Here is a 25550-nt window from a genome sequence, read left to right as displayed (position 1 = left end):
ACCCCCCACCTCGCGTTACCCCCGGTTACCACCCCCACCCCCACCTCACCTACCTACCGGCCAGTACCTTGTGCACGAGGTAACTGGCCAACCCGGGGGAGGTCCCGCCATGACAGAAGGCACCGCTGTCACAGACACACGCCCGACGAAGATCATGTACGTCGCGGAGGCGACGGCGCACGGCGGCCGGGACGGGTACGTGACCAGCCAGGACGGCCAGATAGAGCTGAAGGTGGCGATGCCCCCGGAGCTGGGCGGCGACGGCAACGGCACCAACCCGGAACAGCTCTTCGCGGCGGGCTACAGCTCGTGTTTCCACAACGCGCTGATCCTCGTCGGAAACAGGGCCGGCTACGACCTGACGGGCTCGACCGTCGCCGCGAAGGTCGGCATCGGCCCGAACCGGACGAAGGGCTACGGCCTGGCGGTAGCCCTCAGCGTCTCCCTCCCCGTCCTGGACGCCGAGATCGCGTCCCAGCTGGTGGACGCCGCCCACCAGGTCTGCCCGTACTCGAACGCGACCCGCGGGAACATCGACGTAACGATTCTCCTCGGCTGACATCCCGCACCCCCCAGGAATCACCGGCTCGCCCAGAATGTTGTAGGACGCATCGAAGGGCGAGCCGAGAGGACTGCGGTGAACGGCACGGTTGCCGAGGGCTACGAACGGGTGAGAGACGCGTTCGCGCGGAACTTCGAGACCCTGGGCGACCGGGGCGCGTCGGTGGCGGTGTACCACCACGGTCGTAGAGTCGTACACCTCTGGTACGGCACACAGGACGTGGACGGCGTAACCCCCTGGGGTGAGGGCACGGCCCAGATCGTCCGCTCGGCCACGAAAGGCGTCGCCGCCGCGGCCCTCCTCCTGCTCCACCAGCGCGGCACCCTGGACCTGGACGCCCCGGTGGGCACGTACTGGCCGGAGTACAAGGCGGCCGGCAAGGACCACACCCTGGTCCGCCACCTCCTCTCCCACCAGGCCGGCGTCCCCGTACTGGACCACCCCCTCACGGCGGCCCAGGCCGCGGACCCGGACATCGGCGCGGCGGCGGTCGCGGCGCAGACCCCCGTCTGGACGCCGGGCACGGCGCACGGCTACCACCCGCACACCTTCAGCTGGACGACCGGCGAGCTGGTCCGCCGCGTGACGGGCCGCCCGATCGCGGAGTTCATCGCGACGGAGATCGCCGGGCGGGCGCGCGCCGACTTCTGGTTGGGCCTCCCGCCGGAGCAGGCGTGGCGGGCGGGCCGTACGGCGATGGTGGAGACGACGACGGAGGCGGCGGGCACGCTGAGGTCGCGCCCGAAGCCGGCGATCACCGAGGCGTACGCGAACCCGGACTCCCTGACCCGGCGGGCGTTCGGCGCGATCGTGGACGCCGACGAGAACGACCCGGCGTACCGCGCGGCGCGGTTGCCCGGTTCGACGGGGTTCGCGACAGCGGACGGCCTGGCCCGGATCTACGCGTCACTCATCGGTGAACTGGACGGCGTACCAAGCCTGTTCACCCCGGAGACGATCGAACTGGCCCGCGCGCAGGAGTCGTCGGGCCAGGACCGCGTCCTGGTCGTCAACTCCCGTTTCGGCCTGGGGTACATGCTGCACAGCCCGGCGTCCCCGTTCCTCGCCCCGACATCCTTCGGCCACCCGGGCCGGGGCGGCCCGCTGGCGTTCGCGGACCCGGAGTCGGGCATCGCGTTCGGGTACGTCACGAACGGTTTCCGCAGGACGGTGACCGCCGACCCGAGGCCGCAGGCGCTGGTAAGAGCGGTACGTGAGTCACTGCCGGGGTGAGTGAGACCCGTGCGTCGGCCCCGGTATGTTGGTCGGAACATGTGGAGGACATGTGAGGACCGGCAGGGGCGGGCATGGGGCCGACGACGACAGAGGAACGCGCGGTCGACGAACTGCCCGTGCCCGAACCCCCTCCGTGGCCGCGCCACGGACCCCTCCTCCTGCTGGCCGCGGCGGTAGTACCCGGCACCCTCCTCGTCGTACTGGGCCGCTGGGGTGACTCCCCGGCGATGGAGGCATGGCGCACAGTCGCCCTCTCGGTGACGGTGCAGGCCCTGCCGTTCCTCCTGCTCGGTACGGCCCTGTCGGGGGCGATCAACGCGTTCGTCCCGGCGTCGGTGTTCCGCAGGGCCCTCCCGAAGCGCCCGGCACTGGCCGTACCGGTCGCCGGGGTCGCGGGAGTCGTCCTCCCGGGCTGCGAGTGCGCCTCGGTGCCGGTGGCGAACAGCCTGATCGGCAGGGGAGTCGCCCCGGCGGCGGCGTTCGCCTTCCTGCTCTCGGCACCGGCGGTGAACCCCATCGTCCTCACCGCTACGGCAGTTGCGTTCCCCGGCGCCCCGATGATGGTCCTCGCCCGGCTGCTCGCCTCGCTCGCGGCGGCCTGCGTGATGGGCTGGCTGTGGCTGCGGTTCGGCCGCACGGAGTGGCTGAAGCCGGCTGTACGGCACACGGGTCACGAGCAAGGGCGCAGCCGCTGGGCGGAGTTCAGGGAGGGCTTCCAGCACGACTTCCTGCACGCGGGCGGGTTCCTGGTGATCGGGGCGATGGCGGCGGCCACCTTCAACGTCGCCGTGCCCCGCACCTGGGTGGACACCTTCGCCAACTCCCCTTGGCTGTCGGTGCTGTTCCTCGCTCTGCTGGCCATCGTCATCGCCGTCTGCTCGGAGGCGGACGCCTTCGTCGCGGCCTCCCTGACCGGCTTCTCGCCCACCGCGCGCCTCACGTTCATGGTGGTCGGCCCGATGGTCGACCTGAAGCTCATCGCGCTCCAAGCCGGCACGTTCGGCCGGGCGTTCGCCGTACGGTTCTCGGCGGCGACGACGGTCGTGGCGGTGCTGTGCGCGGTAGTGATCGGAGAGACCCTCCTGTGAAACGCGTACTCCAGGCCGCCCTGTTGGCGCTGACCGGCGCCGGGCTCCTCCAAGTCTCCCTGTTCACCGAGGTGTTCCTGCGGTACGTGAAGGAGGGGATGCGTCCGCTGCTGGTCCTCTCCGGCGTCGTCCTGCTGCTGCTCGGGCTCGCGGAGGCGTGGTCGGCGTACCGGCACCGCGACGCCCACGGCGCCCATGTCCCGCCGGTGGCCTGGCTGTTGTTCCTCCCGGCGCTGAGCCTGCTGGTGTACGCGCCGCCGGAGCTGGGCTCGTACACGGCGTCCAGGGAAACGGCGAAGGCGGTCGTCGTGGCGCCGGACGACGGCTTCGACCCGCTGCCCGCGACGTCCCCGCTGCCGATCACGCTGGGCGACTTCACGGCGCGGGTCCAGCAGGACCGTACGAAGACGATCGCCAAGCGCCCGGTCACGATGACGGGTTTCGTGACCCCGTCCTCCTCGCCGGACCACTGGTACCTCACCCGGCTGATCCTGAGCTGCTGCGCGGCGGACGCGCAGTCGGTGAAGGTGAAGGTGTACGGGGTCGAGCCGCCGAAGGCGGACACGTGGGTGTCGGTGACGGGAACGTGGCACGCGGCCGGGGCACTTGGCACGTCCTCGGCCGAAATCGCCCTGGACGGGCGGACGTTGAAGAAGATCGACCGACCCTCGAACGGCTACCAGGACGCACTGCCGATCACCTGAACTACGCGCTGTGCAACATCAGTCCGATGCCCACGACGAGAACACCGGCCGCGACGATCCTCGGCACCCCGAACCGTTCCTTGAAGAACACCGCCCCGATCGCGGCGCCCACGATGATCGACGACTCCCGCAGCGCGGCGATCGGCGCGAGTTCGGCGCGGGTCTGGGCCCACAGGACCAACCCGTAGGCGGCGAAGGAGAGTACGGCACCGACGGTGCCGACCGCGGCGTACGGCCTGAGCCGGGCGAGGGTCTCTCCGCGCCAGCGCGCCCAGGCGTACACGGGCAGGACGAGCCCCTGCACGCCCATCAGCCAGGCGATGTACCCGAGCGAGGAACCGGAGGCGCGGACGCCGAGCCCGTCGACGACGGTGTACACGGCGATGGTGCACCCTGTCCCCAACGCCGCCCAGATCGCTGCCCAGTTGGGCCGCCGCCCCCGTAGCCCCCAGAGGGCGACCCCGGTAAGTCCCGTACAGGACAGGGCGATTCCGGCGGCACCCCACCCGTCCGGTACCTCGTGCGCGAACAGCGCGGCCAGCAGTGTCACGATCAGCGGCGCGCTGCCCCGCGCGATGGGGTACGCCTGCCCGAAGTCACCGATCCTGAACGACCGCATGAGCAGGGCGAAGTAGGCGATGTGAATGACCGCCGAGGCGAGCAGGTACGGCCAGGCACCGGCATCCGGGAACCCCACGAAGGGCGCCGCGAGGAACCCGAGGACCGCTCCCCCGCCGGAGATCAGCGCGAGCCCCACGAGCTTGTCGGGGATCTTGTGGGCGAGCGCGTTCCAGCAGGCGTGCGTCACCGCGGCGAGCAGCACCGCGCCGGTGACGGCAGGCGTCACGAGGCCAACTCCCGTACGTCGACCAGGGTCGCCTGGGCGTGCCGCACCAACTCCTTCGGATCCATGGGAAACACGGCGTGCGGATTCCCGGCGGCGGCCCACACCTCGTCGTGCACGAGCAGCCCGCGATCCGCCAACACGCGTGTCCGGGTGCGGTGTCCGAAGGGGGGCACACCGCCGATGGCGTACCCCGTGACCTCGCGCACGACCTTGGCGTCGGCCCGGCTGACCTTCCCGACCCCCAACACCCCCCGCACGAGCCCCACATCGACCCGCGAGGCCCCGTCCATCAGCACCAGCACCGGCACGCCGTCAGCGGCGAAGACCAACGACTTGCAGATCTGCCCCAGTTGACACCCCACGGCCTCCGCCGCCTCGACCGCCGTCCGCGCCCCCTCGGGATACCTCCGCACCTTCCCCAACACCTCGTCGAGCCCCATGTCTTGAAGGGCCTGGGCGAACAGGGGGTGTGCGTCTGTCGTCGTCATGAACGGCACGGTAGCGGTAGATGTAAGGCGCAGGCGAAGAGATTGCCGACAGGCCCGGCACGATCTGCCGGGCCTGTCGGCCGGGGCCTACCCGACGCCGTTGCAGGAGAACGACGTGAGCCGGCAGGCGAAGTCGGATCCGCCGGCCCCGTCGCGCAGGCAGATCTGGAGGTGGTAGGTCCCTGCCGCAGGACTGGGGAGGTACTCCCAGCCCTCCGTCTCGCAGATCCCGCTGCCCCGTGCGGCGTGCTTGTAGTGGGAGAAGCCCGAGTTGTTCCAGATGTACGCGACAGCGCGGTAACCGTCGCCTGCTCCCCCGTCACAGGCCACGAGTTCGAACGAACTGCCCGACATCCGCACGTCGGCCCTGCCGTATCCCCCTGCTGCCGAGGTTCCGGACTTGACCGAGTACGTGGCCGCGTGAGCCGTGCCGCCGACAAGGGGAAACGGCGTTCGCGTACGTTCGGAACAGGTTCGAACAGGGCCGGTTTCCGGGTCGTCCGGTCCCCGCCCGCTGGGACACGCTGGGATCATGAACGAGCCGCCGCGTCCCGAACTGACAGGCACACCCGCCGAGTTCGTCGAGGCGTTGCGCGCGTTGCGGATCTGGTCCGGACTCACCTGCCGGCAACTGGAGAGCAAGGCAACGGCGTTGGCCGACAGCCTGCCCGCGAGCACCATCGCGACCACGCTCGGCCGCGCGACTCGTCCCCGCGAACGGTTCGTCGACACGTTCGCCCGCGCCTGCGGACTCGGGGAGGAGGAGACGGAGTTGTGGCTCCGGGCGCACCGCCGTATCGCGGCCGGCGTGCCCGCCGTTCCGGTGACCGGGCTGCGCATGCCGGCCGTGGGGAGTTGAGCCCGGATCCACCCCGCGCGCACGCCCGCGCTGTGCGTGACCGAGGGCAAGGATCGGACCGGCGGTCACGAGACCGCCGTGGCCGCTCAACGCCCTTGCGGCGCACCGGACTTGCCGCTGCTCTACCTCGAACCCGTCGGCAGGGACCTCGTACAGATCCAGTGGCACCATCCGGAGTACGGCGTCGGCTGCCTGACGGTCCTGCGCACAGGCCCGGGCCGAAACCTTCTGGAACCCCGCGACGACTGTGCCGACACGGACCGAACCCAGCAGTTCCGCATCGACCCCTTCGGCCCGTCGGCGGCCAAGCACTTCCGCATCCGCCCGCTCGACACCGGCTGGTGCCTGAGCCTGCGCGACCAGGACACGGCAACCGGAACGGAGATCGTGCAGGGCCGCTGCTCCGGCGCCCCCGACCAGGACTTCCTGATCGAACTGACGCCGCCGCCGGCCCCCCGCGGATGAGGAACCCGACCGCCTGCCCCTCCGTTCAGACCGACCGCGCCACCCGGAACCCCACATCGTCCACGGCGTACGTCGGATGGCTCCGGCGCCGTACCGATGCCCGGCAGCTCCAGTGTTCGTCGAACCAGCCGCCGCCCCGCAGGACGCGGTAGGTGTCGTAGACCTCGGGGTCGTAGAGGTCCCAGCACCACTCCCAGACGTTCCCCAACAGGTCGTGGAAACCCCAGGAGTTGGGCTCACGCGTGCCCACTTCCCGGATGCGTTCACCGGAGTTGGCGCGGTGCCAGGCGATGTCGTCCAGGGCGCCGTAGCGGGGACCCGACGTACCGGCGCGGCAGGCGTACTCCCACTCCGCTTCGGTGGGGAGGCGGTAGCCGGTGGAGGAGTCGAGGAGTTCTATCTCGTCGCCTTCGAGGAAGCGGTACGCGGGCCGCAGGCCCTCGGCGAGGGAGAGGGTGTTGCAGTAGCGGACGGCGTCCAGCCAAGTGACGTCCACGACAGGGAGGTTGGAGTCGGTGGGATCCGCGCCGGTCAGCTCCGCGTAGTCGGACCGGGTGACCGGGCAGGAGGACAGGGCGTAGGGGGCGAGTTTCACCGGCCAACTCATCGCCGTACGCGGGTCGTTGAGTACGACTTCGCCCGCGCCGACCGTGATCATCTGTAACCGCATGGACAGATGATCGCAGCGACGCGGGCGAAGTTGGTGCCGGTGAGGGCTCCCCGTCCCCACGGACCCTCACCGGCGGCTCGGGGTTATGCGCCGACCAACTCCTTGTCCCTGGCGGCGCGGTCGGCGTCGGTGCGCAGGCCCTCGCCCTCGACGTCGACGTTGGGAAGGGCGCGGTCGAGCCACTTGGGCAGCCACCAGGCCCGCTTGCCGAGGAGCGCGAGGACGGCCGGGACGATCGCCATGCGGACCACGAACGCGTCGAAGAAGACGGCGATGGCGAGCCCGAACCCGATCATCTTGATCATGGACTCGGAGGAGCCGATGAACCCGGCGAAGACGGCCATCATGATGACGGCGGCGGCGGAGACGACGCGCGCCCCGTGCTTGAACCCGGTCACGACGGCCTGCGAGGGCGCCTCGCCGTGGACGTACGCCTCACGCATCCGGGTCACGAGGAACACCTCGTAGTCCATGGCGAGTCCGAAGACCACGCCGACCATGAAGATCGGCATCATCGACATGACGGGCCCGGTCTCCTCGACGCCCAACAGCCCTGCCAGCCAGCCCCATTGGAAGACCGCGACGACTGCGCCGAGCGCCGCCATGACGGACAGGAGGAAGCCGAGGGCGGCCTTGAGCGGCACGAGGATCGAGCGGAAGACGACGATCAGGAGGAGGAAGGCGAGGCCGACGACGAGGATCAGGTACGGGATCAGCGCGTCGTTCAGCTTCTGCGAGACGTCGATGTTCATCGCCGTCACCCCGGTCACCAGCACCGTCGCGTCGGTGTCGGCCTTGATCTCCGCGCCCTTGTCACGGATCGCGTGGACGAGGTCCTCGGTCTTCACGGACGACGGCTTGGAGCCCGGGATGACGGTGATCGTCGCGGTGTCGCCCTCCTTGTTGGGCGCGGCCGGCGTGACGGTCGTGACGTCCTTCAACTTCTTGATCTCGTCGCCGACTTGGGTGAACGCGGCGTCGGCGTCCTTGCTGTTCTTCGCGTCGACGACGATCATCAGCGGCCCGTTGAACCCGGGCCCGAACCCCTCGGAGAGCGTGTCGTAGGCGCGGCGCTGCGTGGTGGACGTCGGCTGCGATCCGTCGTCGGGCAGCCCGAGTTCGAGCGAGGCGGCCGGCACGGCGACGGCCCCGAGGCCGACAACTCCCAGCACCAGTACGGCGATCGGGCGGCGTACGACGAAACTCGCCCAGCGCGTCCCCATGTTGGGTTTCTCGGCCTTACCGGCCTTGTTGCCGCCGAGCATCTTGCTCTTCGCCCCGGCGGGCAGGATCCGCTTCCCGGCGTATCCGAGGAGCGCGGGGATCATCGTCAGCGCGATGAGGACGGCGATGGCGACGGTACCGGCGGCGGCGATGCCCATCTTCGTCAGCATCGGGATGTTGACGACGGCGAGGCCCGCGAGCGCGATGACGACGGTGAGTCCGGCGAAGACGACGGCCGAGCCCGCTGTCCCGGTCGCCCGGCCCGCGGCCTCCTCGCGGTCGCGTCCCTCGGCGAGTTCGGCGCGGTAGCGGGAGACGATGAACAGGGCGTAGTCGATGCCGACGGCGAGGCCGATCATCAGGGCGAGCGTGGAGGTCGTGGAGCCGAGGTCAAGTGCGCTGGCCAGGGCGGTGATGGTGGCGACGCCGATGCCGACGCCGATGATCGCGGTGAGCAGCGGGAGCCCGGCGGCGATCAGCGAGCCGAAGGTGATGACGAGGACGACGGCCGCGATGCCGATGCCGATGATCTCGGTGGCGCCGGTGTGCGGGGTGGCCTGGAGGGCGTCGCCGCCGATCTCGACGGTGAGGCCCGCGTCCTGGGCGTGGTCGCCGGCCTCTTCGAGGGCGTCGCGCGAGGAGTCCTTCAACTCCATGCCGGAGACCTTGTACTTGACCGACGCGTAGGCGACCGTACCGTCCTTGCTGACGGCGTTGCCGGTGTACGGGTCGGCGACGGAGACGACCTCGGAGCCGGACCTCAGCTCGGCGACGGTCTTCTCGACGGTCGCCTTGTTCGCGGCGTCGTTCATCGACTGCCCGGCGGGCGCCTTGAAGACGACGCGGGCGGTCGCGCCGTCGGCGCTCATGCCGGGGAAGCGCTGTTCCAGCAGGTCGAAGGCTTTCTGGGCCTCGGTGCCGGGGATGGAGAAGGAGGTGGTGCCCGCAGCGGGGGCACTCGCGGCGCCGACGCCGGCGAGCGTCAGCAGGGCGATCCAGATCAGGGCGACGAAATGCCGTCGCCTGAAGGCGAGCCGGCCCAGCTTGTAGAGGAACGTGGCCACGGAGGCGTACTCCCGGTCAGTCGTGGGGTTTTCAGGGCAGGGGTGATCGACGGCGGGGTGGGGAACCCGTTGCGGGATGCGCGGAGGCAGCGTCGATCGGCCCGACGACGTGAGCGGTGACGTCAGGTGGAGCCGTGTGGTGCGGGGAAGGTCAACAAGGTCAACGCCGGGGCCGGGCCCCGGAGTCGGAGGTCAGGCTTTGGGGTCGATGCCGAGTGCGGGGAGCACCACGGCGTCGATGTACGAGATGAGGAAGCCCTGGGTGGGTGGCTGGTCGTCGAGCAGCATCCGGGTGGCGAATCCGCCGACCATCATGTGCACCATGAACTCCAGTGCGGGACAGTCGGGTTGGATCTCGCCGCGGTCGACGGCGCGCTGGATCACCTTTTTGAAATCGGAGAGTTCGGGGTCGATCAGCTGTGCCTTGAACGCCTGGCGCAGATCCTCGTTGTTGTGCATCGCCATGGCGATGCCTCGCATCAGCGCCGAGTTCCGTTCATGCGTGCAGTCGTCCTCCAGCATGATCCCGGCGTGCAGGTCGCCGCGCAGGGTGCCGGTGTCGATGTCGTCCGGTACGACGGGCTTGTTGAACTTGATGGCCCTGACGACCAGTTCGGCCTTGCCGCCCCACTGGCGGTAGAGCGTGGCCTTGCTGGAGCGGGTGCGGGCGGCGATGGCGTCCATGGTCAGGGCGTCGTAGCCGACCTCGCGAAGCAGGTCGAGGACGGCGTCGTACAGCTCCGCCTCGCGTTCGGGAGTGATCCGACTGCGACGCGCCGTTGCGACCTCAGTCATGACGCCCCTCCGCTGCTCTCCGCGTTTCTTCCTACACCAAGAAGATACCCCGGACAGCAAGCGAAACGAAACGGTTTCGTACGTGGTGTGGGTCACGTGTGTGAGAAACGTGTAAGAGATCGCCCGGCCCCTCTCGGCCGCCGCACCCCCGGCGCTTGAGTTGCTGGCTCCCCGGCGCCGGAAAAGCATGGGAACCGTGAGCTATCTGCGCCTTCCGCACCTCAGCGGCGACCTGCTGTGCTTCGTCGCCGAGGACGATCTCTGGCTGGCCCCCCTCGACGGGCCCGGCCGCGCCTGGCGCCTCACCGTCGACCGCACGAAGACCGGCCACCCCCGCTTCTCCCCGGACGGCACGGTCATCGCCTGCACGACCTGGCGCAGCCTCGTCCCCGAGATCCACGTAGTACCCGTGTACGGCGGAAGGACCAGACAGCTCACCTACTGGGGCAGCGCCGACACCCGCGTCTGCGGCTGGACCCCCGAGGGCCGCATCCTCGCCGTCGCCTCCCACAACCAGCCCTTCTCCTACTTCACGTGGGCCTACGACGTACCCCTCAGTGGTGACCCCGGCGGCCCCCTGCCCTGGGGTCCGGTCAGCGACCTCCAGGTCGCCGACCTCGACGGGGAGCGGAAAACCCTCCTGCTCACCGGCACCCCGCCGCACGAACCGGCCGCCTGGAAGCGGTACCGGGGCGGCGCGACCGGCCGCCTCTGGCTGCACGGCCGCCGGCTCCTCCCGGAGGTGGAGGGCCACCTCTCCACCCCCCTCTTCGTCGCCGGTCGCATCGCCTTCCTCTCCGACCACGAGGGCGTCGGCAACCTCTACTCCTGCGCGCACGACGGCTCCGACCTGCGCCGCCACACCGACCACGACGCCTTCTACGCCCGCAACGCCGCCACCGACGGCACCCGGGTGGTCTACCAGTGCGCGGGCGACCTGTGGCTCGTCGAGGACCTGGCCGCAGGCGCGCGACCACGCCGCCTCGACGTACGGCTCGAAGGTCCCCGCGCGGGGCGGCGGCCGTACCAGATCCCCGCCGCGCAGCACGTGGACGGCGTCTCGGTGGACGAGACCGGACGGGCCAGCGCTGTGGTGGTACGCGGCAGCCTGTACTGGCTGACGCATCGGGACGGTCCGGCGCGGACGATCGCTGATACTCCAGGGGTACGGGTGCGACTCCCGGAGATGCTGGGTTCCGGAGGCCGGATCGCGTACGTCACCGATGCGGAAGGGGAGGACGCGGTCGAGATCTCGTACCTCCCCAGAGCCAGTGGGGAACGTCCCCCTCGAAGGCTGGCGTCCGGGGAAGTGGGGCGGGTACTGGAACTGGTGTCCGACCCCGAGGGGGAACGGCTCGCGATCGCCTCGCACGACGGTCGGGTGCTGTTGCTCGACACCTCGGAAGACGGCGCACTCACCGAGCTGATCCGGTCCGTGAACGGGCCCGTGCGGGATCTCGCGTTCTCCCCGGACGGGGCCTGGCTCGCCTGGTCGCACCCCGGGATCGGGCGCTCGCTGCGGCAGATCAAGCTGGCCCGGATGAAGGACCGGCTGATCGTGGACGTCACCAACGGCCGCTTCGCCGACGAGAATCCGGTGTTCACCCGCGACGGCCGCTATCTCGCGTTCCTGTCCTGGCGCGGCTTCGACCCGGTCTACGACGTCCACACCGGCGACCTCTCCTTCCCCCTGGGCTGCCGCCCCTACCTGGTCCCCCTCTCCTCGGCGACCCCCTCCCCGTTCGCGCTGAGCCCCGACGGCCGCCCGGCGGCGGGCGGGCTCGACCCCGTCGAGACCGGGGACGGCGGCGCGGTGACCGTCGAGGTGGAGGGGCTGGAGAGCAGGGTGACGCCGTTCCCCGTCCCGGCCTCCAAGTACTCCGCGCTGTACCCGGTCGCCGGGGGCGGGGTGGTGTGGCTGCGGTGGCCGATCTCCGGCGCGCTCGGCGAGACCTTCGCGAACCCGGACGACACCAGCGAGCGCCCGACCCTCGAACACTTCACCATCACCAAGGCCAAGAAGTCCGAACTCGTCGATCACCTCGACTGGTTCGCCCTCAGCGGCGACGGCACCCGCCTGGTCGTCGTCGACGAGGGTGAACTACGGGCCGTGCCCTCGACGGATCCCGGCGACAGCGACACGACCGTCTGGATCGACCTGCGCCGCATCCTCCACGAGGTCGACCCGGGCGCGGAGTGGCGGCAGTCGTACGAGGAGGCGGGCCGCCTGATCCGCGCCTACTTCTGGGACCCCGGCATGTGCGGCATCGACTGGACCGCGGTCCTGGACCAGTACCGTCCCCTGGTCCAACGCGTCGCGTCCCCCGACGAGTTCGCGGACCTCCTGCGCGAGGTCGTCGGCGAACTGGGAACCTCGCATGCGTACGTCGCCTCCGCGCGCCGCAACGAGGGGCCGCCGCACTATCAGCGGCTCCAGGGCCTCCTTGGCGCCAACTTCGTGCGCAGGGAGGGGAGTTGGGTACTCGACCGCATCCTCCCCGGCGACTCGTCCGACTCCAAGGCGCGATCTCCCCTGGCCGGTACGGGAATTCGGGAGGGGGCGGTGCTGACGCACGTCGACGGGCGGGTGGTCGACCCGGTGACCGGGCCCTTCCCGCTGCTCGCGGGGGCGGGGGGTACGACGGTGGAGCTGACGTTCGTGGAGGGCGAGCGGCCGCCGCGCCGGGTGGCCGTCGTACCGCTGGTCGACGAGCGGCCCTTGCGCTATCAGGACTGGGTGGCCAAACGGCGTGACGTCGTACGGGAGTTGAGCGGGGGGCGGTGCGGGTACCTGCACATCCCGGACATGGGCGGCTCGGGGTGGGCGCAGTTCAACCGGGACCTGCGGATGGAGGTGTCGCGGCCCGCGCTCATCGTCGACGTGCGCGGCAACGCGGGTGGCCACATCAGCGAGTTGGTCGTCGAGAAGCTGTCCCGCACGATCCTGGGGTGGGACCTCACGCGCGACGCCCAGCCGGTGTCGTACGCGTCAAATGCCCCCCGGGGTCCCGTGGTTGCCCTCGCCGACGAGGCGACCGCCTCCGACGGTGACATGATCACCGCCGCGTTCAAGCTGCTCGGGATCGGGCCGGTGGTGGGGCAGCGGACGTGGGGCGGAGTGGTGGGGATGACCGGGCGGCACGAGCTGGGGGACGGGACGGTGATCACCGTGCCGATGAACGCGGCCTGGTTCGACGCGTACGGGTGGTCCGTGGAGAACCGGGGTGTCGACCCCGACATGGAGGCGCTGCGGACACCGCTGGACTGGGCCGAGGGGCGGCACGCGCAGTTGGACGACGCGGTGGGGCTGGCGCTGGAGCTGCTGGAGCGGGGGACGGTGGCGAGTCCGCCGGACCATCGGGGGGTGCCGGACCGGTCACGGCCGAAGTTGCCGCCTCGGGAGGGGTAGAGGTGGCTCTGGGGAAGTAGCGGGGTAGTACCTCCCCGTTACCTCACTCCCCGTGCCTCAGCACCCGCTCCAGCGTCCGGCGTCCCGCCCTCCCCCACGTCGGCTGGCCGCCCGGGAGGCCCTTCTCCCATGCCTGGCCGACACTGAGCAGGCCGAACGCCGAGAGGACAGCCCAGCCCTGGGCGCGGTGGACGAGCGCCTCGTCGGTGACGCCGTAGGCCCGCAGGAAGGGGTCCGCCGCACCCTCGGGGAGCAGCTTCCACGCCGCGGCGATGTCGGCGGCCGGGTCGCCGGCGCCCATGTCGCCGAAGTCGATGATCCCGGAGAGGACGCCGTCCGTGACGACGGCGTTGGCGGGGTGGAGGTCCACGTGCACCCAGACCGGAGGGCCGTCCCAACTCGGCGCGGCCACCGCCCTGTTCCACACCTCGCGGAGTCTGGGGGTGTCGACGGTGTCCGCCAGTGTGCTGAGCCCCCACTCGAACCCGTCCTTGAGCGGGGCGAGTTCGCCGCAGCGGCTGGGGTTCGCGGGGGCGTCCGGGGGCGCCGGCAGGTGCAGGGCGCGGAGGAAACCGGCGAGGGCGTCCGCCGAGCGGGGGCCGTCGGTCATCTCGACGCCGTCCGCGGGCTGCCCCGGCACCCAGTCCACGACCGCCCACGGCCGGGGGAACAGCTCACTCGGCTCGCTGAACCGGCGGGGCGTCGGAATGGGCAGCGGCAGCCGCGCGGCCAGCTCCGGCAGCCAGCGGAACTCCTGGGCGAGGAGGGTGGGGGCGCGGTCCGTCATGGGCAGCCGTACCGCCAAGTCCTCGCCGACCCGCCAGAGTTGGTTGTCCCAGCCGGACGCGACGGGACGGATCGGGAGGTCGGCGAGGTCGGGCTGCTGGTCGCGGAGAAGACTGCGGACGAAGGGCTCATCGACGTCTGTTCGCTGCATGGTCCGCAGCGTACGTGCCCCCCGTAAGACCTCCGGGGGGCCGCCCTTCCTCATACCTCCGGGCTACCCCTCAGGTACTCCCCCGGCGTTCACCCCTTCCGGGCCCCCGCTCTCGCCGCCTCGTCGGCGGTCCCACCCGCGCCCACCAGCCCCGTACGCATACCGGACAACCGAGGTGCCACGCGGCGCATCTCCCGCGCGCCGACCGAGCCGATCACTCCAGGGAGGTACCCGCGTACACCCTGCATCCCGCGCAGCCACCACTGGCCGTAGACGTGGGTCGACCGGCGCTCTATGCCGTCGGCGATGCGCTCGACGGCGGGGCCGAGGGGGTACGTCTTGTTGGCGGGCCAGGGCAGGCGCTGGCGGAGTTCGCGCATGACGTCGTCCTGGTCGGCGCCGCGCACCATGTCGGTGTCGGTCCAGGTGAGGTAGCCGACGCCGACGCGGACGCCCCGGTAGCCGACCTCGGCGCGCAGGCTGTGCGCGTACGCCTCGACGCCCGACTTGGAGGCGCAGTAGGCGCTCATCATCGGCGCCGGGGTGAGCGCGGCGAGGGAGGCGATCTGGAGGAGGTAGCCGCGGCTCTCGATGAGGACCGGCAGGAACGCGCGCGCGGTGACGGCCGAGCCGATGAGGTTGACCTCGATGACGCGCCGCCACGCGTCGGGGTCGGAGTCGAGGAAGGTGCCCCCGGCGGCGACCCCGGCGTTGGCGACGACGATGTCGGCCTTCCCGAACCGCTCCTTCACCTCGGCTGCGACCCGGTTCATGGCGTCCTGGTCGGTGACGTCGGCGTACCAGTGGCCGCTCTCGCCGTGCAGCCGCTCGGAGACCTCCTTGAGGGCCTCGGGTTCGAGGCCGACGAGCGCGACGGTCGCGCCGCGCGCGGAGAGCTTGCGCGCGAGCAGCTCACCGACGCCGCGCGCGGCCCCGGTGATCACGGCGACCTGTCCGTCGAGGCTCACCCTGCTCATGCGCCCTCCTTCAACTGGCTGTACGTGGTGGTCAGTTCGCGTATCCGCGCGGTCACGAGGTCCGGTGCCTCGACGGGGGTCATGTGGCCGATCCCGTAAAGCTCCGTGAGGCCGAGGCAGTTGGGGAGCGCGGCGGCGACGGCACGGGCATGGACGGGCGGGGTGAGGCGGTCGGCGGTGCCGGTGACGATCGCGGTGGGGACGGTCAAGTGGCCCATCTCGCCGTCGAGTTCGAGCGACGCGAGGACGTGCGACCAGGCGTACCGCACCTTCCGGGGGCACGCGTGCACGATCCGCGCGCACTTCTCGACCGCCTCGGGTGCCGAACCGGGGCCCATCGTCGCGTACTTGAGGATCTTCTTGCCGACGGGGGTGACCGGGCCGAGCGGTGCCTTCGACCCGAGGATCTTCCCGGTGAGCCAGGTCCGCGCCCGCCCGGCCTTGAGCGGGACGACCGTCGACTCGGCGACCAGTCTCGAACTCCCCGTACTGCACAGGAGAGTTGCGGCGACGTGCGCCCTGAACGCCGGTCGCTTCGCTGCGGCCATGACGGTCATGCCGCCCATCGAGTGACCGGCGACCACCGCCTTCTCGTCCGGCGCGAGGGTGGCGCGCAGCACCGCTTCGAGGTCGTCGGCCAGGGCCGTCGTACCGACCGCCGGGCTCGCGGGAGTTCGGCCGTGACCGCGCAGGTCGTAGGCGATGACGCGGTGATCGCGGGACAGGTCGTCGATCTGCGCCGACCAGAAGGCGGTTGAGCAGGTCCAGCCGTGCACGAGGACGACGGCGGGCGCGGTGTCCGGGCCGTGGATCTCGACGTGCAGGGGTGAGCCGTCCTGGGAGGTGGCCGTGAGGGTCCTCATGCGGTCACCTCGGCGGCGTCGTAACTGTCGCTGTTCTTCCCGGACTTGACTGTTCTGAGCACCTCGTACTCCGCGAGGTCGACGCGGCGGGTGGCCTTGCGGAACTCGCTCGTCGTCCCCGGCCAGACGGTGGTGTTGCGGCCCTGCGCGTCCAGGTACCAGCTCACGCAGCCGCCGGTGTTCCAGACGGTCCGCTCCATGCGGTCCTGCACCCGCCGGTTCCAGCGGTGCACGGCGCTGGGGCGGGCGTCGAGGGCCACCTCGCCGCCCAGGACGTCGAGTTGGCGCAGATAGTCGGCCATGTAGTTGAGCTGCGACTCGATCATCAGGATCATCGAGGAGTTGCCGAGGCCGGTGTTGGGCCCGATGACCGTCATCCAGTTCGGGAACCCGGCGGCCGACGCACCGCGCAGCGCCTCCATGCCGCCCTGCTCCCAACTCTCGGCGAGCGTACGGCCGTTCGCCCCTACGACGCGGTCGGCGATCGGCATGTCGGTGACGTGGAAGCCGGTGCTGAAGACGATCGCGTCGGCCTCCGCCGTACTGCCGTCGGCGGCGACCAGCGTGTTGCCGCGGATCTCGGCGAGGCCGCTCGCGACGACGTCCACGTTGGGCTGCGCGAGCGCCGGGTAGTAGGCGCTGGACAGCAGGATGCGCTTGCAGCCGATGCGGTAGTCGGGTGTCAACTTGGCCCGCAGCGCCGGGTCCTTGATGGATCTGGCGAGGTTCCGCTTGGCCAGCTGCTCGACGAAACCGAGCTCGTTGGGGCGCTTGGTGAACGCCTGGACCTGCAACTCCCTGATGCCCCACAGGAGTCCGCGCCGCGCCTGCGTCGTGAAGGGGAGTGCGCGGTGCAGGGCGCGTTCGACGCCGGTGATCGCGCGGTCGACGCGCGGCATCACCCAGGCCGGGGTGCGCTGGAACAACGTCAGTTCGGAGACCAGGGGTTGGATCGCCGGGACGATCTGGATCGCGGAGGCGCCCGTGCCGATCACCGCGACGCGCTTGCCGCGCAGGTCGTAGCCGTGGTTCCAGCGCGCGGAGTGGAACACCTCGCCGGGGAACGTCTCCAGGCCGGGGACCTCCGGCAGCTTCGGGTCGGAGAGCGGGCCGGTCGCCGAGACCACCATGTCGGCGGAGAGTTCACCGGACGCGGTCTCGATGTCCCAGCGCAGCCGCTCCGCGTTCCACGCCATCCGCTTCACCTCGGAGCCGAACCGCAGGTGTGGCCGGATCCCGAAGACGTCCGCGACCCTCTCCAGGTAGGCGCGGATGTGGCCCTGGCCCGAAAAGGTGCGCGGCCACTCGGGGTTGGGGGCGAAGGAGAAGGAGTACAGGTGCGACGGCACGTCGCAGGCGCACCCCGGATAGGTGTTGTCCCGCCAGGTGCCGCCCACGCTGTCCGCCCGCTCCAGGACCACGAAGTCGGTGATCCCCTCCCGTCGCAACCGCACCGCCGCACCGAGCCCGCCGAACCCGGACCCGACGACCGCCACCCGCACATGCTCGCGTCCGGCCATGAGGACGCCCTCCTTCGCGCGACCGCGCCAGTAATCACTGGCACAGTCGGACTGTAGAGCAGCTCCCTACCGATGGGTAGAGGTCGGACGGGGGAAAGTTACCGGCGGTACGACATAGGGTCGGGGCGTGGTGGACAGGCAGGACGAGAACTCGGCGAAGCGCGAATACCGCATGGAGGAGCTGGCGTCCCTGGCCGGCATCCCCGTGCGGACCCTGCGTTTCTACCGCGAACGCAAGCTCCTCGCGCCGCCCCGCCGCGAGGGCCGTATCGCCTGGTACGACGACCACCACCTCGCCCGGCTGCGCACGATCTCCGCGCTCCTCGAACGCGGCCACACCCTCACCGGCATCGCCGAACTCGCCGAGGCCCTCGACCACGGCCGCGACATCACCGACGTCCTCGGCATCACCCCCACCGAAGAGGAACCGGTCCGCCTCACCCCTGAGGAACTCGCCGCCCGCTTCGAGGGCCAGACCACCCCCGAGAACCTCGCCGCCGCCCTCTCCCTCGGCTACCTCGGCACCGACGGCGACGAGATCGTCCACATCAGCCGCCGCCTCCTCGACGTCTCCTCCACCCTCGTCCGCGAAGGCATCCCCCTCGCGGACATCCTCGCGGCGGCCCACACGGTCCGCGCCCACACCGACGCCCTCGCCGACCTCTTCACCTCGGTCCTCCTCCAGCACCTCCCCCCGGAACACCTCCCCCGCCTCCGCCCCCTGGCCAAGGCGATCTTCGACGCGGAGCTGTCCCTGTCCCTGGACCGGAGGTCGCGGGAGGCGGAGTGACGGGGCGGGGGCGCCACACCCGCATGGCGTCACACCATCACGGCGTCACAACCTCGCGGTGTCACCGCGCCACGACCTCACCGCGTCCGGCGCCACTGTGTCCGGTGCCCGGCACGCCGCCCCCTCCTCACAGCTCGTACACCACCGTCACCGGCGCATGGTCCGACCACCGCTCCGCATGCGTCGCCGCCCGCTCCACGTACCCCTTCGCCGCCTTCCCGGCGAGGCCCGGCGTCGCGACGTGGTAGTCGATGCGCCAGCCCGTGTCGTTGTCGAAGGCGCGGCCCCGGTAGGACCACCACGTGTACGGCCCCTCGACCTCGGGGTGCAGGGCGCGCATGACGTCGACGTACCCCCCGTTCCCCTCGTCGAAGACCTCGCCCAGCCACTCCCGCTCCTCCGGGAGGAAGCCGGAGTTCTTGGTGTTGCCGCGCCAGTTCTTGAGGTCGGCCTGCTGGTGGGCGATGTTCCAGTCGCCGCAGACGAGGACCTCGCGCCCCTCGGCGGCGGCCTTCACCCGGAGCTCCTTGAGATGCGCGAGGAACTCGTCCATGAACCGGATCTTCTCGTCCTGCCGCTCCGTCCCGACCTCGCCGGAGGGCAGGTAGAGCGAGACGACCGTCACACCGGGAAGCTCGGCCTCGACGTACCGACCGCTGCCGTCGAACTCCTCCGACCCGAACCCGACCCGGACCGCGTCGGGCTCACGCCGCGTGTAGAGGGAGACCCCGGCCCGCCCCTTCGCGGCAGCCGGCGCGTGCACGACGAACCACCCCTCCGGCGCCCGCACCTCCTGCGGCAACTGCTTCTCCTCGGCCCGCACCTCCTGGAGGCACAGCACGTCGGCGGAGGTCTCCGCGAGCCACTCCACGAACCCCTTCTTCGCGGCGGCACGCAGCCCGTTCACGTTCACGGTCGTCACGGTGAACACAACACTCGCCTCTCGGATCGCGGCCCCGTGACACCTTCACCCTGGTCACCGTCGGCCCGCGGGAACGATACCGGCACACTGGACCAAGCCCGGATAACCGCCCACCTCCCCACCTGCATAGAAGTACAGTGATTCACATGAATATACGCCGCCTCTCCTTCGACCACCCCGACGCCGTCAAGCTCAACGACGAGGTCCAGGCCGAGTACCACGAGCGCTACGGCGACGGCGGCGACGCCACCGAACTGTCCCCCTCCGACTTCCTGCCGCCCCACGGCCTCTACCTCATCGCCTACGACGACTCCGACCGCCCCGTCGCCACCGGCGGCTGGCGCAGCCAGGACCAGAACGACGAGGGGAACTCGGACGGCGACGCCGAGCTGAAGCGCATGTTCGTCATCCGCGAGATGCGCGGCGTCGGCCTCGCCCGCCGCATCCTCGCCGCCCTGGAGGAGGACGCCCGCGCCGCCGGCCGCACCCGCATGGTCCTGGAGACCGGCACCGAGCAGCCCGAGGCCATCGCCCTCTACGTCTCCAGCGGCTACGAGCCCTGCCCGAAGTTCGGCTACTACCGCGAGTTCGAGTCCAGCCGCTGCTACGCGAAGGCTCTGTAGCGGACGCGGATGCCGCCGCCGCTTTGAGACGCTCTGCCCGGACCGCCGCCCCAGCCGGCGGTCCTTCCCCTTCTCACCGCTTCCCTGATCACCCTCACCGTCTTCTCCCCTTCACTCTTGTTCGCGTTTATTCGCTCTCGTCGCTCCCGGTTTCCGCCTCTGCCCCTTCATCGTTCCGACCCCGCCGCCCGGTTCACAGCTCCGCGGATTCCCCCGAACTTTTTTCCGCAGCGTCTTTCACCCCCGCAAGAACGCCAGCACCGCCAGCACCCTCCGATGCCCGTCCTCCGCCGGCGGCAGGTCCAGCTTCGCGAGGATGGACCCGATGTGCTTGCCCACCGCCGCCTCGGAGACCACCAGCTCCCGGGCGACCGCCGCGTTGGACCGCCCCTCGGCGACCAGCGCCAGCACCTCCCTCTCCCGCGCGGTCAGCCGCGCGAGCGGATCCCGGCGGCGGCGCAGCAGCTGCCGTACGACCTCCGGATCGACGACCGTCCCGCCGCCCGCGACCTCGGTGAGCGCGGCGACGAACTCCTCGACCTGCCCGACGCGGTCCTTGAGGAGGTAGCCGACACCGGCGCCGTCCCCGGAGTCGAGGAGGTCGGCGGCGTACGCGTGCTGCACGTACTGGCTGAGCACGAGCACCGGCAGCCCGGGCCGCTCCTCCCGCAGCAGGACGGCGGCGCGCAGCCCCTCGTCCTGGAAGCCGGGCGGCATCCGTACGTCGGTGACGACGACGTCGGGGGCGTGGGCCCGCACCGCGGCGAGCAGTCCGTCCGCGTCCCCGACGGCCGCGGCGACCTCGTGTCCGAACCGCGCGAGCAGGGCGCCCAGCCCGTCGCGCAGCAGGACGCTGTCCTCGGCCAGGACGACCCTCAGCCCCACCGGCGGTTCCCCTCCCCCGTCAACGCCCGGCGGCGCAGGGCATCTCCGCCCGCAGCAGGGTCGGCCCGCCCACCGGACTGGTCAGCGCCAGTCTCCCACCGACCACCGACACCCGGTCGGCGAGCCCGGTGATCCCGGTCCCGCCGGCGCTGTCCGCCCCGCCGCGCCCGTTGTCGCCGACCTCCACGACGAGCCGCTCGCCGCACTGTTCGACCCGGATCCAGGCCCGCCCGGCGCCGCTGTGCCTGGCGACGTTGGCGAGCGCCTCCCGGACGACGAAGTACGCGGTGGCCTCGACGGCGTCCGGGAGCCGCCCGGGGAGCGCGCACCGGGTCTCGACGGGGACGGGTGAGCGGTCGGCGACGTCGGCGACGGCCGCCGGGAGCCCGTGGTCGACGAGGACCCGGGGGTGGATGCCCTGGATCAGCTCCCGCAGTTCGGCGAGGGCGGCGCCCGCCTCCTCGTGCGCCCGCGCGAGCTGTGCGGCGAGGGGGCTGCCGGGCGGCGCGTCGAGGCGGGCGAGGCCGAGGGCCATGGAGAGGGCGACGAGCCGCTGTTGGGCGCCGTCGTGCAGGTCGCGTTCGATGCGCCGCCGCTCGGCCTCGAAGGCGTCGACCAACCGGGCCCGGGAGCGGGTGAGTTCGACGACCCGGGCGTCCGGGGCGCCGGCGCGCGGGGTGACGAGCAGCCGGGTCAGCGCCCCGCGCGCGCCCGCGGCGACACCGATGACGTAGAGCCCGGCGGCCAGCAGCAGCACGCCGCCCGCGCAGGCCGCGAACGCGGCGGGCCAGCCGGTGACCGTCCACACCTTGAGCACCTTGGTCTCGCGCCCGCCGCCGACCGTGCCGAACAGCACCGGCGCGGCGATCATCGCGAGGGGCCAGCCCAGCGCGAGGGCGAGCAGCACCGCCTCGGCCGGCCACCACAGGCAGGCCGTCAGCAGGGTGTGCCCCAGCTCCCGCCAGGTGGCCCGCTCCCGCGCGCGTACGGCCAGCCAGCCCCGCAGCCCCGGTACGGCGGGCTCGGCGTGCGCCCCGGGCGCCGCCTCCCGGTCTACGAGCCGCAGCCGGCGCCGTTCCAGCGCGGCGACGGGCAGCCCGGCGAAGGCGAGGCAGCCCAGCAGCGGCAGCCCGACCAGGACGACGGCGAGGACGCTCCCCGCCACCGCCAGCAGGGCCAGCCCCACCAGCACGAAGGCCCCGGACACCGCGCCCGTCAGCAGGTACAGCACCGCCCGCCACGGCCACGGGGACAGCAGATATCCCCGGCCCGCCAGGCCCTCCCACACATCGCGCGCACGCTCGTCCCGCCCCATGCGGATCACCGTAGAAGCACCGCCCCGCCCCGGCCATACGGCGGGACCGACCCCCGGGGGTATGACTGGCCCTACCCCAGGTCTCGCCCCTGCCCCAGCGACCGCGCGCGGGTCGCGGGGGTTTGGTGGAGCCATGACCTCGACACCTCCCCTCCCGGCCGGCGCCGTGCCCCGTCCCGCCGTCCAGCTGACCTCCGTGACCAGGCGGTACGGCGCCGGCGTGACGGCCCTCGACGCCCTGTCCCTGACGCTCGCCGCCGGTTCCTTCACGGCCGTCATGGGGCCGTCCGGCTCGGGCAAGTCGACGCTGCTGCAGTGCGCGGCGGGGCTGGACCGGCCGACGTCCGGTTCGGTGCGGATCGACGGCACCGAGCTGACCGGCCTGAGCGAGCGGCGGCTCACCTTGCTGCGGCGCTCGCACATCGGCTTCGTGTTCCAGTCGTTCAACCTGCTGCCGTCCCTGACGGCCGCCCAGAACGTGGCCCTTCCGCTGCGGCTGGCCGGTCGGCGGCCGTCGTCCGCGCGGGTGCGCGAGGCGCTCGACCGGGTCGGCCTCGCCGACCGCGCGGGCCACCGCCCCGGCGAGCTGTCGGGCGGCCAGCAGCAACGCGTCGCCCTCGCGCGGGCGTTGATCACCCGCCCGCGCGTGCTGTTCGGCGACGAGCCGACCGGCGCCCTGGACTCGACGACCGGCCGCGAGGTGCTGCGGCTGCTGCGCGGCATGGTCGACGCCGAGAGCCAGACGGTCGTCATGGTGACCCACGATCCGCTGGCCGCGTCGTACGCGGACCGGGTGCTGTTCCTGGTCGACGGGCGCGTGCACGGCGAGCTGGCGGGCGCGGGGGCGGAGACGATCGCGGCGCGGACGGCGGGGCTGACGGCGGGAGCACTGTCGTGCTGAGCCTCACCCTGTCCGGCCTGCGCACCCGCTGGGTGACGTTCCTGGGCGCGTTCGTCGCCCTCACCCCGGCCGTGGCCCTCCTCGCCGTCATGGGGCAGGCGCTGGCCGCCACCCTCCAGGCGCCCGCCCGCGCTCCCGAGCGCTTCGCGTCCGCGCCCGTGGTGGTCCGCGCCCAGGACACCCTGCGCGTCCCCACCCCGACCGGTGTCCGCACCGCCGACCTCGCCATCCCGCACTCCCTCACCGCCGAAACCCTCACCGCCCTGCGCGCCGTCGGCCGCGTCACCGAGGACCGCTCCTTCCCGGTCCACGTCACCGGCGGCCCCACCGGCCTCGTCGGCCACCCCTGGCCGACGGCGCGTTTCGCCTCGTACCGCCTCAACGCGGGACGTCCGCCGCAAAGTTCCCACGAGGTCGTGGCGACCGGGAACTGGACGGCTCTGGACGCCCGACTCCGCACACCCCACGGCTCGTTCAGGGTCGTCGGGATCGCGGATGACCTCGGTTTCGAGCGCGCGGTGTTCTTCACCGGCGCCCGGGCCGCCGCCCTCGCCCCGAGGACCGTGCAGGCCGTGGTCGAGGCCGACGCGACAGCCGTACGCGCCGTCCTCGCGGGCGCGGACGTCCGGGTCCTGACCGGTGCCGACCGCGCCGACGCCGATGCGGGCACCGGTCGGCAGGAGGAGCAACTGACCGGGCTGAACGCTCTGTTCGGGACGGCGGGCGGGGTCACGGCCTTCGTGTCGGTCTTCGTCGTGGCCTCCACGTTCGCCTTCGTGGTCGCCGGGCGGCGCCGGGAGTTCGGCCTGTTGCGGATGGCGGGCGCGACGCCGGGCCAGATCCGGCGGACGGTCCTCGCGGAGGCCCTGCTGGTCGGCGTCCTGGCGTCGGCGGCGGGCTGCGCGCTCGGCGCGTACGCGGCACCGTACGCGGGCGCCCTGGTGGCCGACGCCGGCCTCGCCCCCTCGTGGTTCGCCGTGGGCGGCCGGGCCTGGCCGTACCACGTGGCCTTCTGGACGGGCCTCGTGGTCGCCCTGAGCGGCGCCGCCGCCGCGTCCTGGCGCGCGGGCCGCACCGCCCCGTCGCAGGCCCTGCGCGAGGCGTCCGTCGACACGGACACGCTGCCCCGGGGGCGCCGGCTCTGCGGGGTGGCCCTGCTGCTGACGGCGGTCGCGACCCTCGCGTACGCGCTGCTGACCGACCCGGGCGACCTGCTGCACCGCAAGACGTACATCAGCCGCCCCATGCTCCTGATCACGGCGGTGGCGCTGCTGTCGCCCGCGCTGATCCGCCCTCTGGTGCGGCTGCTCTCCTGGCCGGCGACCCGCCTGCGGGGTGCCATGGGCCTCCTCGCTCGCGAGAACGCCTCCGCCGCGCTGCGCCGCACCGCCTCCCTCGCCGCGCCCGTCCTGGTCACCGTCGCCCTGTCGGGCTCCCTCCTGGGTGCGCCCGCGACGCTCGCGGAGGCCCGCGCGCGTGAGGCGCACCGGCAGACGGCCGCCGACTTCGTGGTCCTGCCCTCGGACCCGGCCTCGGTCGAACGCCTGAGGGCCGTTCCGGGAGCCGACGTGTCCGTCTCCGCCCCCACGGTCCTGCACACCCTGGAGGACGGTGTCGCCCTGGTGAAGTCCGAGGCCCGCGCGGTCGATCCGGCCCTGCTGTCGGCCACCGCGCGCCTGCCGGTGACCGCCGGGAGGATCACCGACCTCGACGACGGCTCGATCGTCGTCACGCAGGAGTGGGCCCGCCACAGGGTCGGCGAGGCGGTCCGCGTGTGGCTCGCGGACGGCACGCCCCGGACCCTGCGGATCGCCGCCGTCCTGGCCGTCGGGACGGGCGCGGGCGGCGCCTACGTCACCCCGGCGAACGCGCCCGGGGCGGCGGTCGACCGCGTCGACGTACGCGTGCGCGCGGGGGCCGACCGTACGGCCGTGGAGTCGGCGCTGCGCGCGGTGGACGGTGCGCGGACGCTCACCGTGGACCAGTGGGTGGCGGCCGCGCGTCCGGCCTCGAACCGGGCCGCGCGCGTGGGGGTCTTCCTCGTCCTGGGCATCGCCCTGCTCTACACGGCTCTCGCCCTGGTCAACACCCTGCTGATGGCCGCCTCCGACCGGGGCCGCGAGCTGACGTCTCTGCGGCTGACCGGCGCGACGCGCGCGCAGCTCCTGCGCCTCACCGCCCTGGAGGCGCTGATCGTCGTCGTCGCGGGGGCGTTGCTGGGCCTCCTGGTGACACTCGTCGACCTCTCCGGGATGGCCGCCGCGCTGGGCCTGCTCTCCGCCCCGCCGGCCCTGTCCCCGCCCTGGGCGACGCTCGGCGCACTCACCGCCGTCTGCGCGCTGCTCGCGGCCGGCGCATCGGTGACGGCGCTCACGGCGCGGGCCGGCCGGAAGGTGTGAGGGGACG

Annotated in this window: 24 protein-coding genes; 11 read left to right on the top strand and 13 right to left on the bottom strand. The window is 72.0% G+C overall.

The features are described from left to right. The first annotated feature begins 109 nt into the window (after nucleotides 1-109). The 4 genes from ACLZOT_RS38880 (at nucleotide 110) to ACLZOT_RS38865 (ending at nucleotide 3590) form a co-directional block, all read left to right on the top strand. A complete protein-coding gene (locus tag ACLZOT_RS38880; RefSeq protein WP_416973885.1) occupies nucleotides 110-559 on the top strand; it encodes an organic hydroperoxide resistance protein in 450 nt (149 codons plus the stop codon). A 78-nt stretch (nucleotides 560-637) separates the two neighbouring features. After that, the gene (locus tag ACLZOT_RS38875; protein WP_416973884.1) at nucleotides 638-1795 is read left to right on the top strand and encodes a serine hydrolase domain-containing protein; all 1158 of its coding nucleotides are present in this window, start codon (nucleotides 638-640) and stop codon (nucleotides 1793-1795) included. A gap of 74 nt (nucleotides 1796-1869) precedes the next feature. Continuing rightward, the gene (locus tag ACLZOT_RS38870) at nucleotides 1870-2886 is read left to right on the top strand and encodes a permease (protein ID WP_416973883.1); all 1017 of its coding nucleotides are present in this window, start codon (nucleotides 1870-1872) and stop codon (nucleotides 2884-2886) included. Beyond that, a complete protein-coding gene (locus tag ACLZOT_RS38865) occupies nucleotides 2883-3590 on the top strand; it encodes a TIGR03943 family putative permease subunit (RefSeq protein WP_416973882.1) in 708 nt (235 codons plus the stop codon). The genes ACLZOT_RS38870 and ACLZOT_RS38865 overlap by 4 nt, the downstream gene beginning before the upstream one ends. A 1-nt stretch (nucleotide 3591) precedes the next feature. On the opposite strand, the gene ACLZOT_RS38860 is transcribed toward ACLZOT_RS38865, so the two are convergent. The 3 genes from ACLZOT_RS38860 to ACLZOT_RS38850 all read right to left on the bottom strand — a co-directional run bounded on the left by ACLZOT_RS38860 (nucleotide 3592) and on the right by ACLZOT_RS38850 (nucleotide 5279). Further along, a complete protein-coding gene (locus ACLZOT_RS38860) occupies nucleotides 3592-4437 on the bottom strand; it encodes an EamA family transporter (protein WP_416973881.1) in 846 nt (281 codons plus the stop codon). Further along, nucleotides 4434-4925: a YbaK/EbsC family protein gene (locus ACLZOT_RS38855; RefSeq protein WP_416973880.1), complete on the bottom strand. Its 492-nt coding sequence runs from the start codon at nucleotides 4923-4925 to the stop codon at nucleotides 4434-4436. The genes ACLZOT_RS38860 and ACLZOT_RS38855 overlap by 4 nt, the downstream gene beginning before the upstream one ends. Before the next feature lie 87 nt (nucleotides 4926-5012). After that, nucleotides 5013-5279 carry a hypothetical protein gene (locus ACLZOT_RS38850; RefSeq protein WP_416973879.1) on the bottom strand — a complete coding sequence of 89 codons (267 nt, stop codon included), beginning with the start codon at nucleotides 5277-5279 and terminating at the stop codon, nucleotides 5013-5015. 178 nt (nucleotides 5280-5457) lie between these two features. On the opposite strand from ACLZOT_RS38850, the gene ACLZOT_RS38845 reads away from it, so the two are divergent. Next, entirely contained in the window at nucleotides 5458-5784 is a 327-nt protein-coding gene (locus ACLZOT_RS38845; protein WP_416973878.1) for a helix-turn-helix domain-containing protein, read from the top strand. Nucleotides 5785-5820: 36 nt separating this feature from the next. Beyond that, on the top strand, nucleotides 5821-6249 hold the full coding sequence (locus tag ACLZOT_RS38840; protein WP_416973877.1) for an RICIN domain-containing protein: 429 nt from the start codon (nucleotides 5821-5823) through the stop codon (nucleotides 6247-6249). Nucleotides 6250-6274: 25 nt separating this feature from the next. On the opposite strand, the gene ACLZOT_RS38835 is transcribed toward ACLZOT_RS38840, so the two are convergent. From ACLZOT_RS38835 to ACLZOT_RS38825, 3 genes are all read right to left on the bottom strand, one after another. After that, nucleotides 6275-6919, bottom strand: a complete 645-nt coding sequence (locus tag ACLZOT_RS38835; protein WP_416973876.1) for a formylglycine-generating enzyme family protein — start codon at nucleotides 6917-6919, stop codon at nucleotides 6275-6277. An 83-nt stretch (nucleotides 6920-7002) separates the two neighbouring features. Continuing rightward, the gene (locus tag ACLZOT_RS38830; RefSeq protein WP_416973875.1) at nucleotides 7003-9207 is read right to left on the bottom strand and encodes an MMPL family transporter; all 2205 of its coding nucleotides are present in this window, start codon (nucleotides 9205-9207) and stop codon (nucleotides 7003-7005) included. Between the two features lie 192 nt (nucleotides 9208-9399). Continuing rightward, nucleotides 9400-10002, bottom strand: a complete 603-nt coding sequence (locus ACLZOT_RS38825) for a TetR/AcrR family transcriptional regulator (RefSeq protein ID WP_416973874.1) — start codon at nucleotides 10000-10002, stop codon at nucleotides 9400-9402. 196 nt (nucleotides 10003-10198) lie between these two features. Between ACLZOT_RS38825 and ACLZOT_RS38820 the strand changes: the two genes are divergently transcribed. Then, on the top strand, nucleotides 10199-13411 hold the full coding sequence (locus ACLZOT_RS38820) for a S41 family peptidase (protein ID WP_416973873.1): 3213 nt from the start codon (nucleotides 10199-10201) through the stop codon (nucleotides 13409-13411). A 43-nt stretch (nucleotides 13412-13454) separates the two neighbouring features. On the opposite strand, the gene ACLZOT_RS38815 is transcribed toward ACLZOT_RS38820, so the two are convergent. The 4 genes from ACLZOT_RS38815 to ACLZOT_RS38800 all read right to left on the bottom strand — a co-directional run bounded on the left by ACLZOT_RS38815 (nucleotide 13455) and on the right by ACLZOT_RS38800 (nucleotide 17708). Next, entirely contained in the window at nucleotides 13455-14348 is an 894-nt protein-coding gene (locus tag ACLZOT_RS38815; protein ID WP_416973872.1) for an aminoglycoside phosphotransferase family protein, read from the bottom strand. An 89-nt stretch (nucleotides 14349-14437) separates the two neighbouring features. Further along, entirely contained in the window at nucleotides 14438-15325 is an 888-nt protein-coding gene (locus ACLZOT_RS38810; RefSeq protein WP_416973871.1) for an SDR family oxidoreductase, read from the bottom strand. After that, the gene (locus tag ACLZOT_RS38805; RefSeq protein WP_416973870.1) at nucleotides 15322-16188 is read right to left on the bottom strand and encodes an alpha/beta fold hydrolase; all 867 of its coding nucleotides are present in this window, start codon (nucleotides 16186-16188) and stop codon (nucleotides 15322-15324) included. Before ACLZOT_RS38805 ends, ACLZOT_RS38810 begins: the two co-directional genes overlap by 4 nt. Further along, nucleotides 16185-17708, bottom strand: coding sequence for a flavin-containing monooxygenase (locus tag ACLZOT_RS38800; protein ID WP_416973869.1), 1524 nt, complete (start codon nucleotides 17706-17708; stop codon nucleotides 16185-16187). Before ACLZOT_RS38800 ends, ACLZOT_RS38805 begins: the two co-directional genes overlap by 4 nt. 172 nt (nucleotides 17709-17880) lie before the next feature. Here ACLZOT_RS38800 and ACLZOT_RS38795 point away from each other — a divergent pair, with 172 nt between their 5' ends. Continuing rightward, complete coding sequence (locus tag ACLZOT_RS38795) at nucleotides 17881-18498, top strand: MerR family transcriptional regulator (RefSeq protein WP_416973957.1); 618 nt, start codon at nucleotides 17881-17883, stop codon at nucleotides 18496-18498. A gap of 127 nt (nucleotides 18499-18625) precedes the next feature. Here ACLZOT_RS38795 and ACLZOT_RS38790 read toward each other — a convergent pair whose 3' ends face one another. Next, nucleotides 18626-19429: an exodeoxyribonuclease III gene (locus ACLZOT_RS38790; RefSeq protein WP_416973868.1), complete on the bottom strand. Its 804-nt coding sequence runs from the start codon at nucleotides 19427-19429 to the stop codon at nucleotides 18626-18628. 137 nt (nucleotides 19430-19566) lie between these two features. On the opposite strand from ACLZOT_RS38790, the gene ACLZOT_RS38785 reads away from it, so the two are divergent. Then, nucleotides 19567-20043 carry a GNAT family N-acetyltransferase gene (locus ACLZOT_RS38785; RefSeq protein ID WP_416973867.1) on the top strand — a complete coding sequence of 159 codons (477 nt, stop codon included), beginning with the start codon at nucleotides 19567-19569 and terminating at the stop codon, nucleotides 20041-20043. A 237-nt stretch (nucleotides 20044-20280) separates the two neighbouring features. On the opposite strand, the gene ACLZOT_RS38780 is transcribed toward ACLZOT_RS38785, so the two are convergent. Further along, nucleotides 20281-20928 (bottom strand): response regulator, encoded by a 648-nt coding sequence (locus tag ACLZOT_RS38780; protein WP_416973866.1) that lies wholly within the window; start codon nucleotides 20926-20928, stop codon nucleotides 20281-20283. Between the two features lie 19 nt (nucleotides 20929-20947). After that, a complete protein-coding gene (locus ACLZOT_RS38775) occupies nucleotides 20948-22243 on the bottom strand; it encodes a sensor histidine kinase (RefSeq protein ID WP_416973865.1) in 1296 nt (431 codons plus the stop codon). A 133-nt stretch (nucleotides 22244-22376) separates the two neighbouring features. Here ACLZOT_RS38775 and ACLZOT_RS38770 point away from each other — a divergent pair, with 133 nt between their 5' ends. Both ACLZOT_RS38770 and ACLZOT_RS38765 read left to right on the top strand, forming a co-directional pair. Beyond that, nucleotides 22377-23144: an ABC transporter ATP-binding protein gene (locus ACLZOT_RS38770; RefSeq protein ID WP_416973864.1), complete on the top strand. Its 768-nt coding sequence runs from the start codon at nucleotides 22377-22379 to the stop codon at nucleotides 23142-23144. Next, complete coding sequence (locus tag ACLZOT_RS38765) at nucleotides 23138-25543, top strand: FtsX-like permease family protein (RefSeq protein ID WP_416973863.1); 2406 nt, start codon at nucleotides 23138-23140, stop codon at nucleotides 25541-25543. Before ACLZOT_RS38770 ends, ACLZOT_RS38765 begins: the two co-directional genes overlap by 7 nt. The last annotated feature ends 7 nt before the right edge of the window (nucleotides 25544-25550 follow it).

It is taken from the genome of Streptomyces sp. 4F14, from assembly GCF_048159485.1.
Classification (GTDB): Bacteria; Actinomycetota; Actinomycetes; order Streptomycetales; family Streptomycetaceae; genus Streptomyces.
The sequence above is the reverse complement of the archived record's forward strand: the minus strand, read 5'-3'. Positions and strand labels throughout refer to the sequence as shown.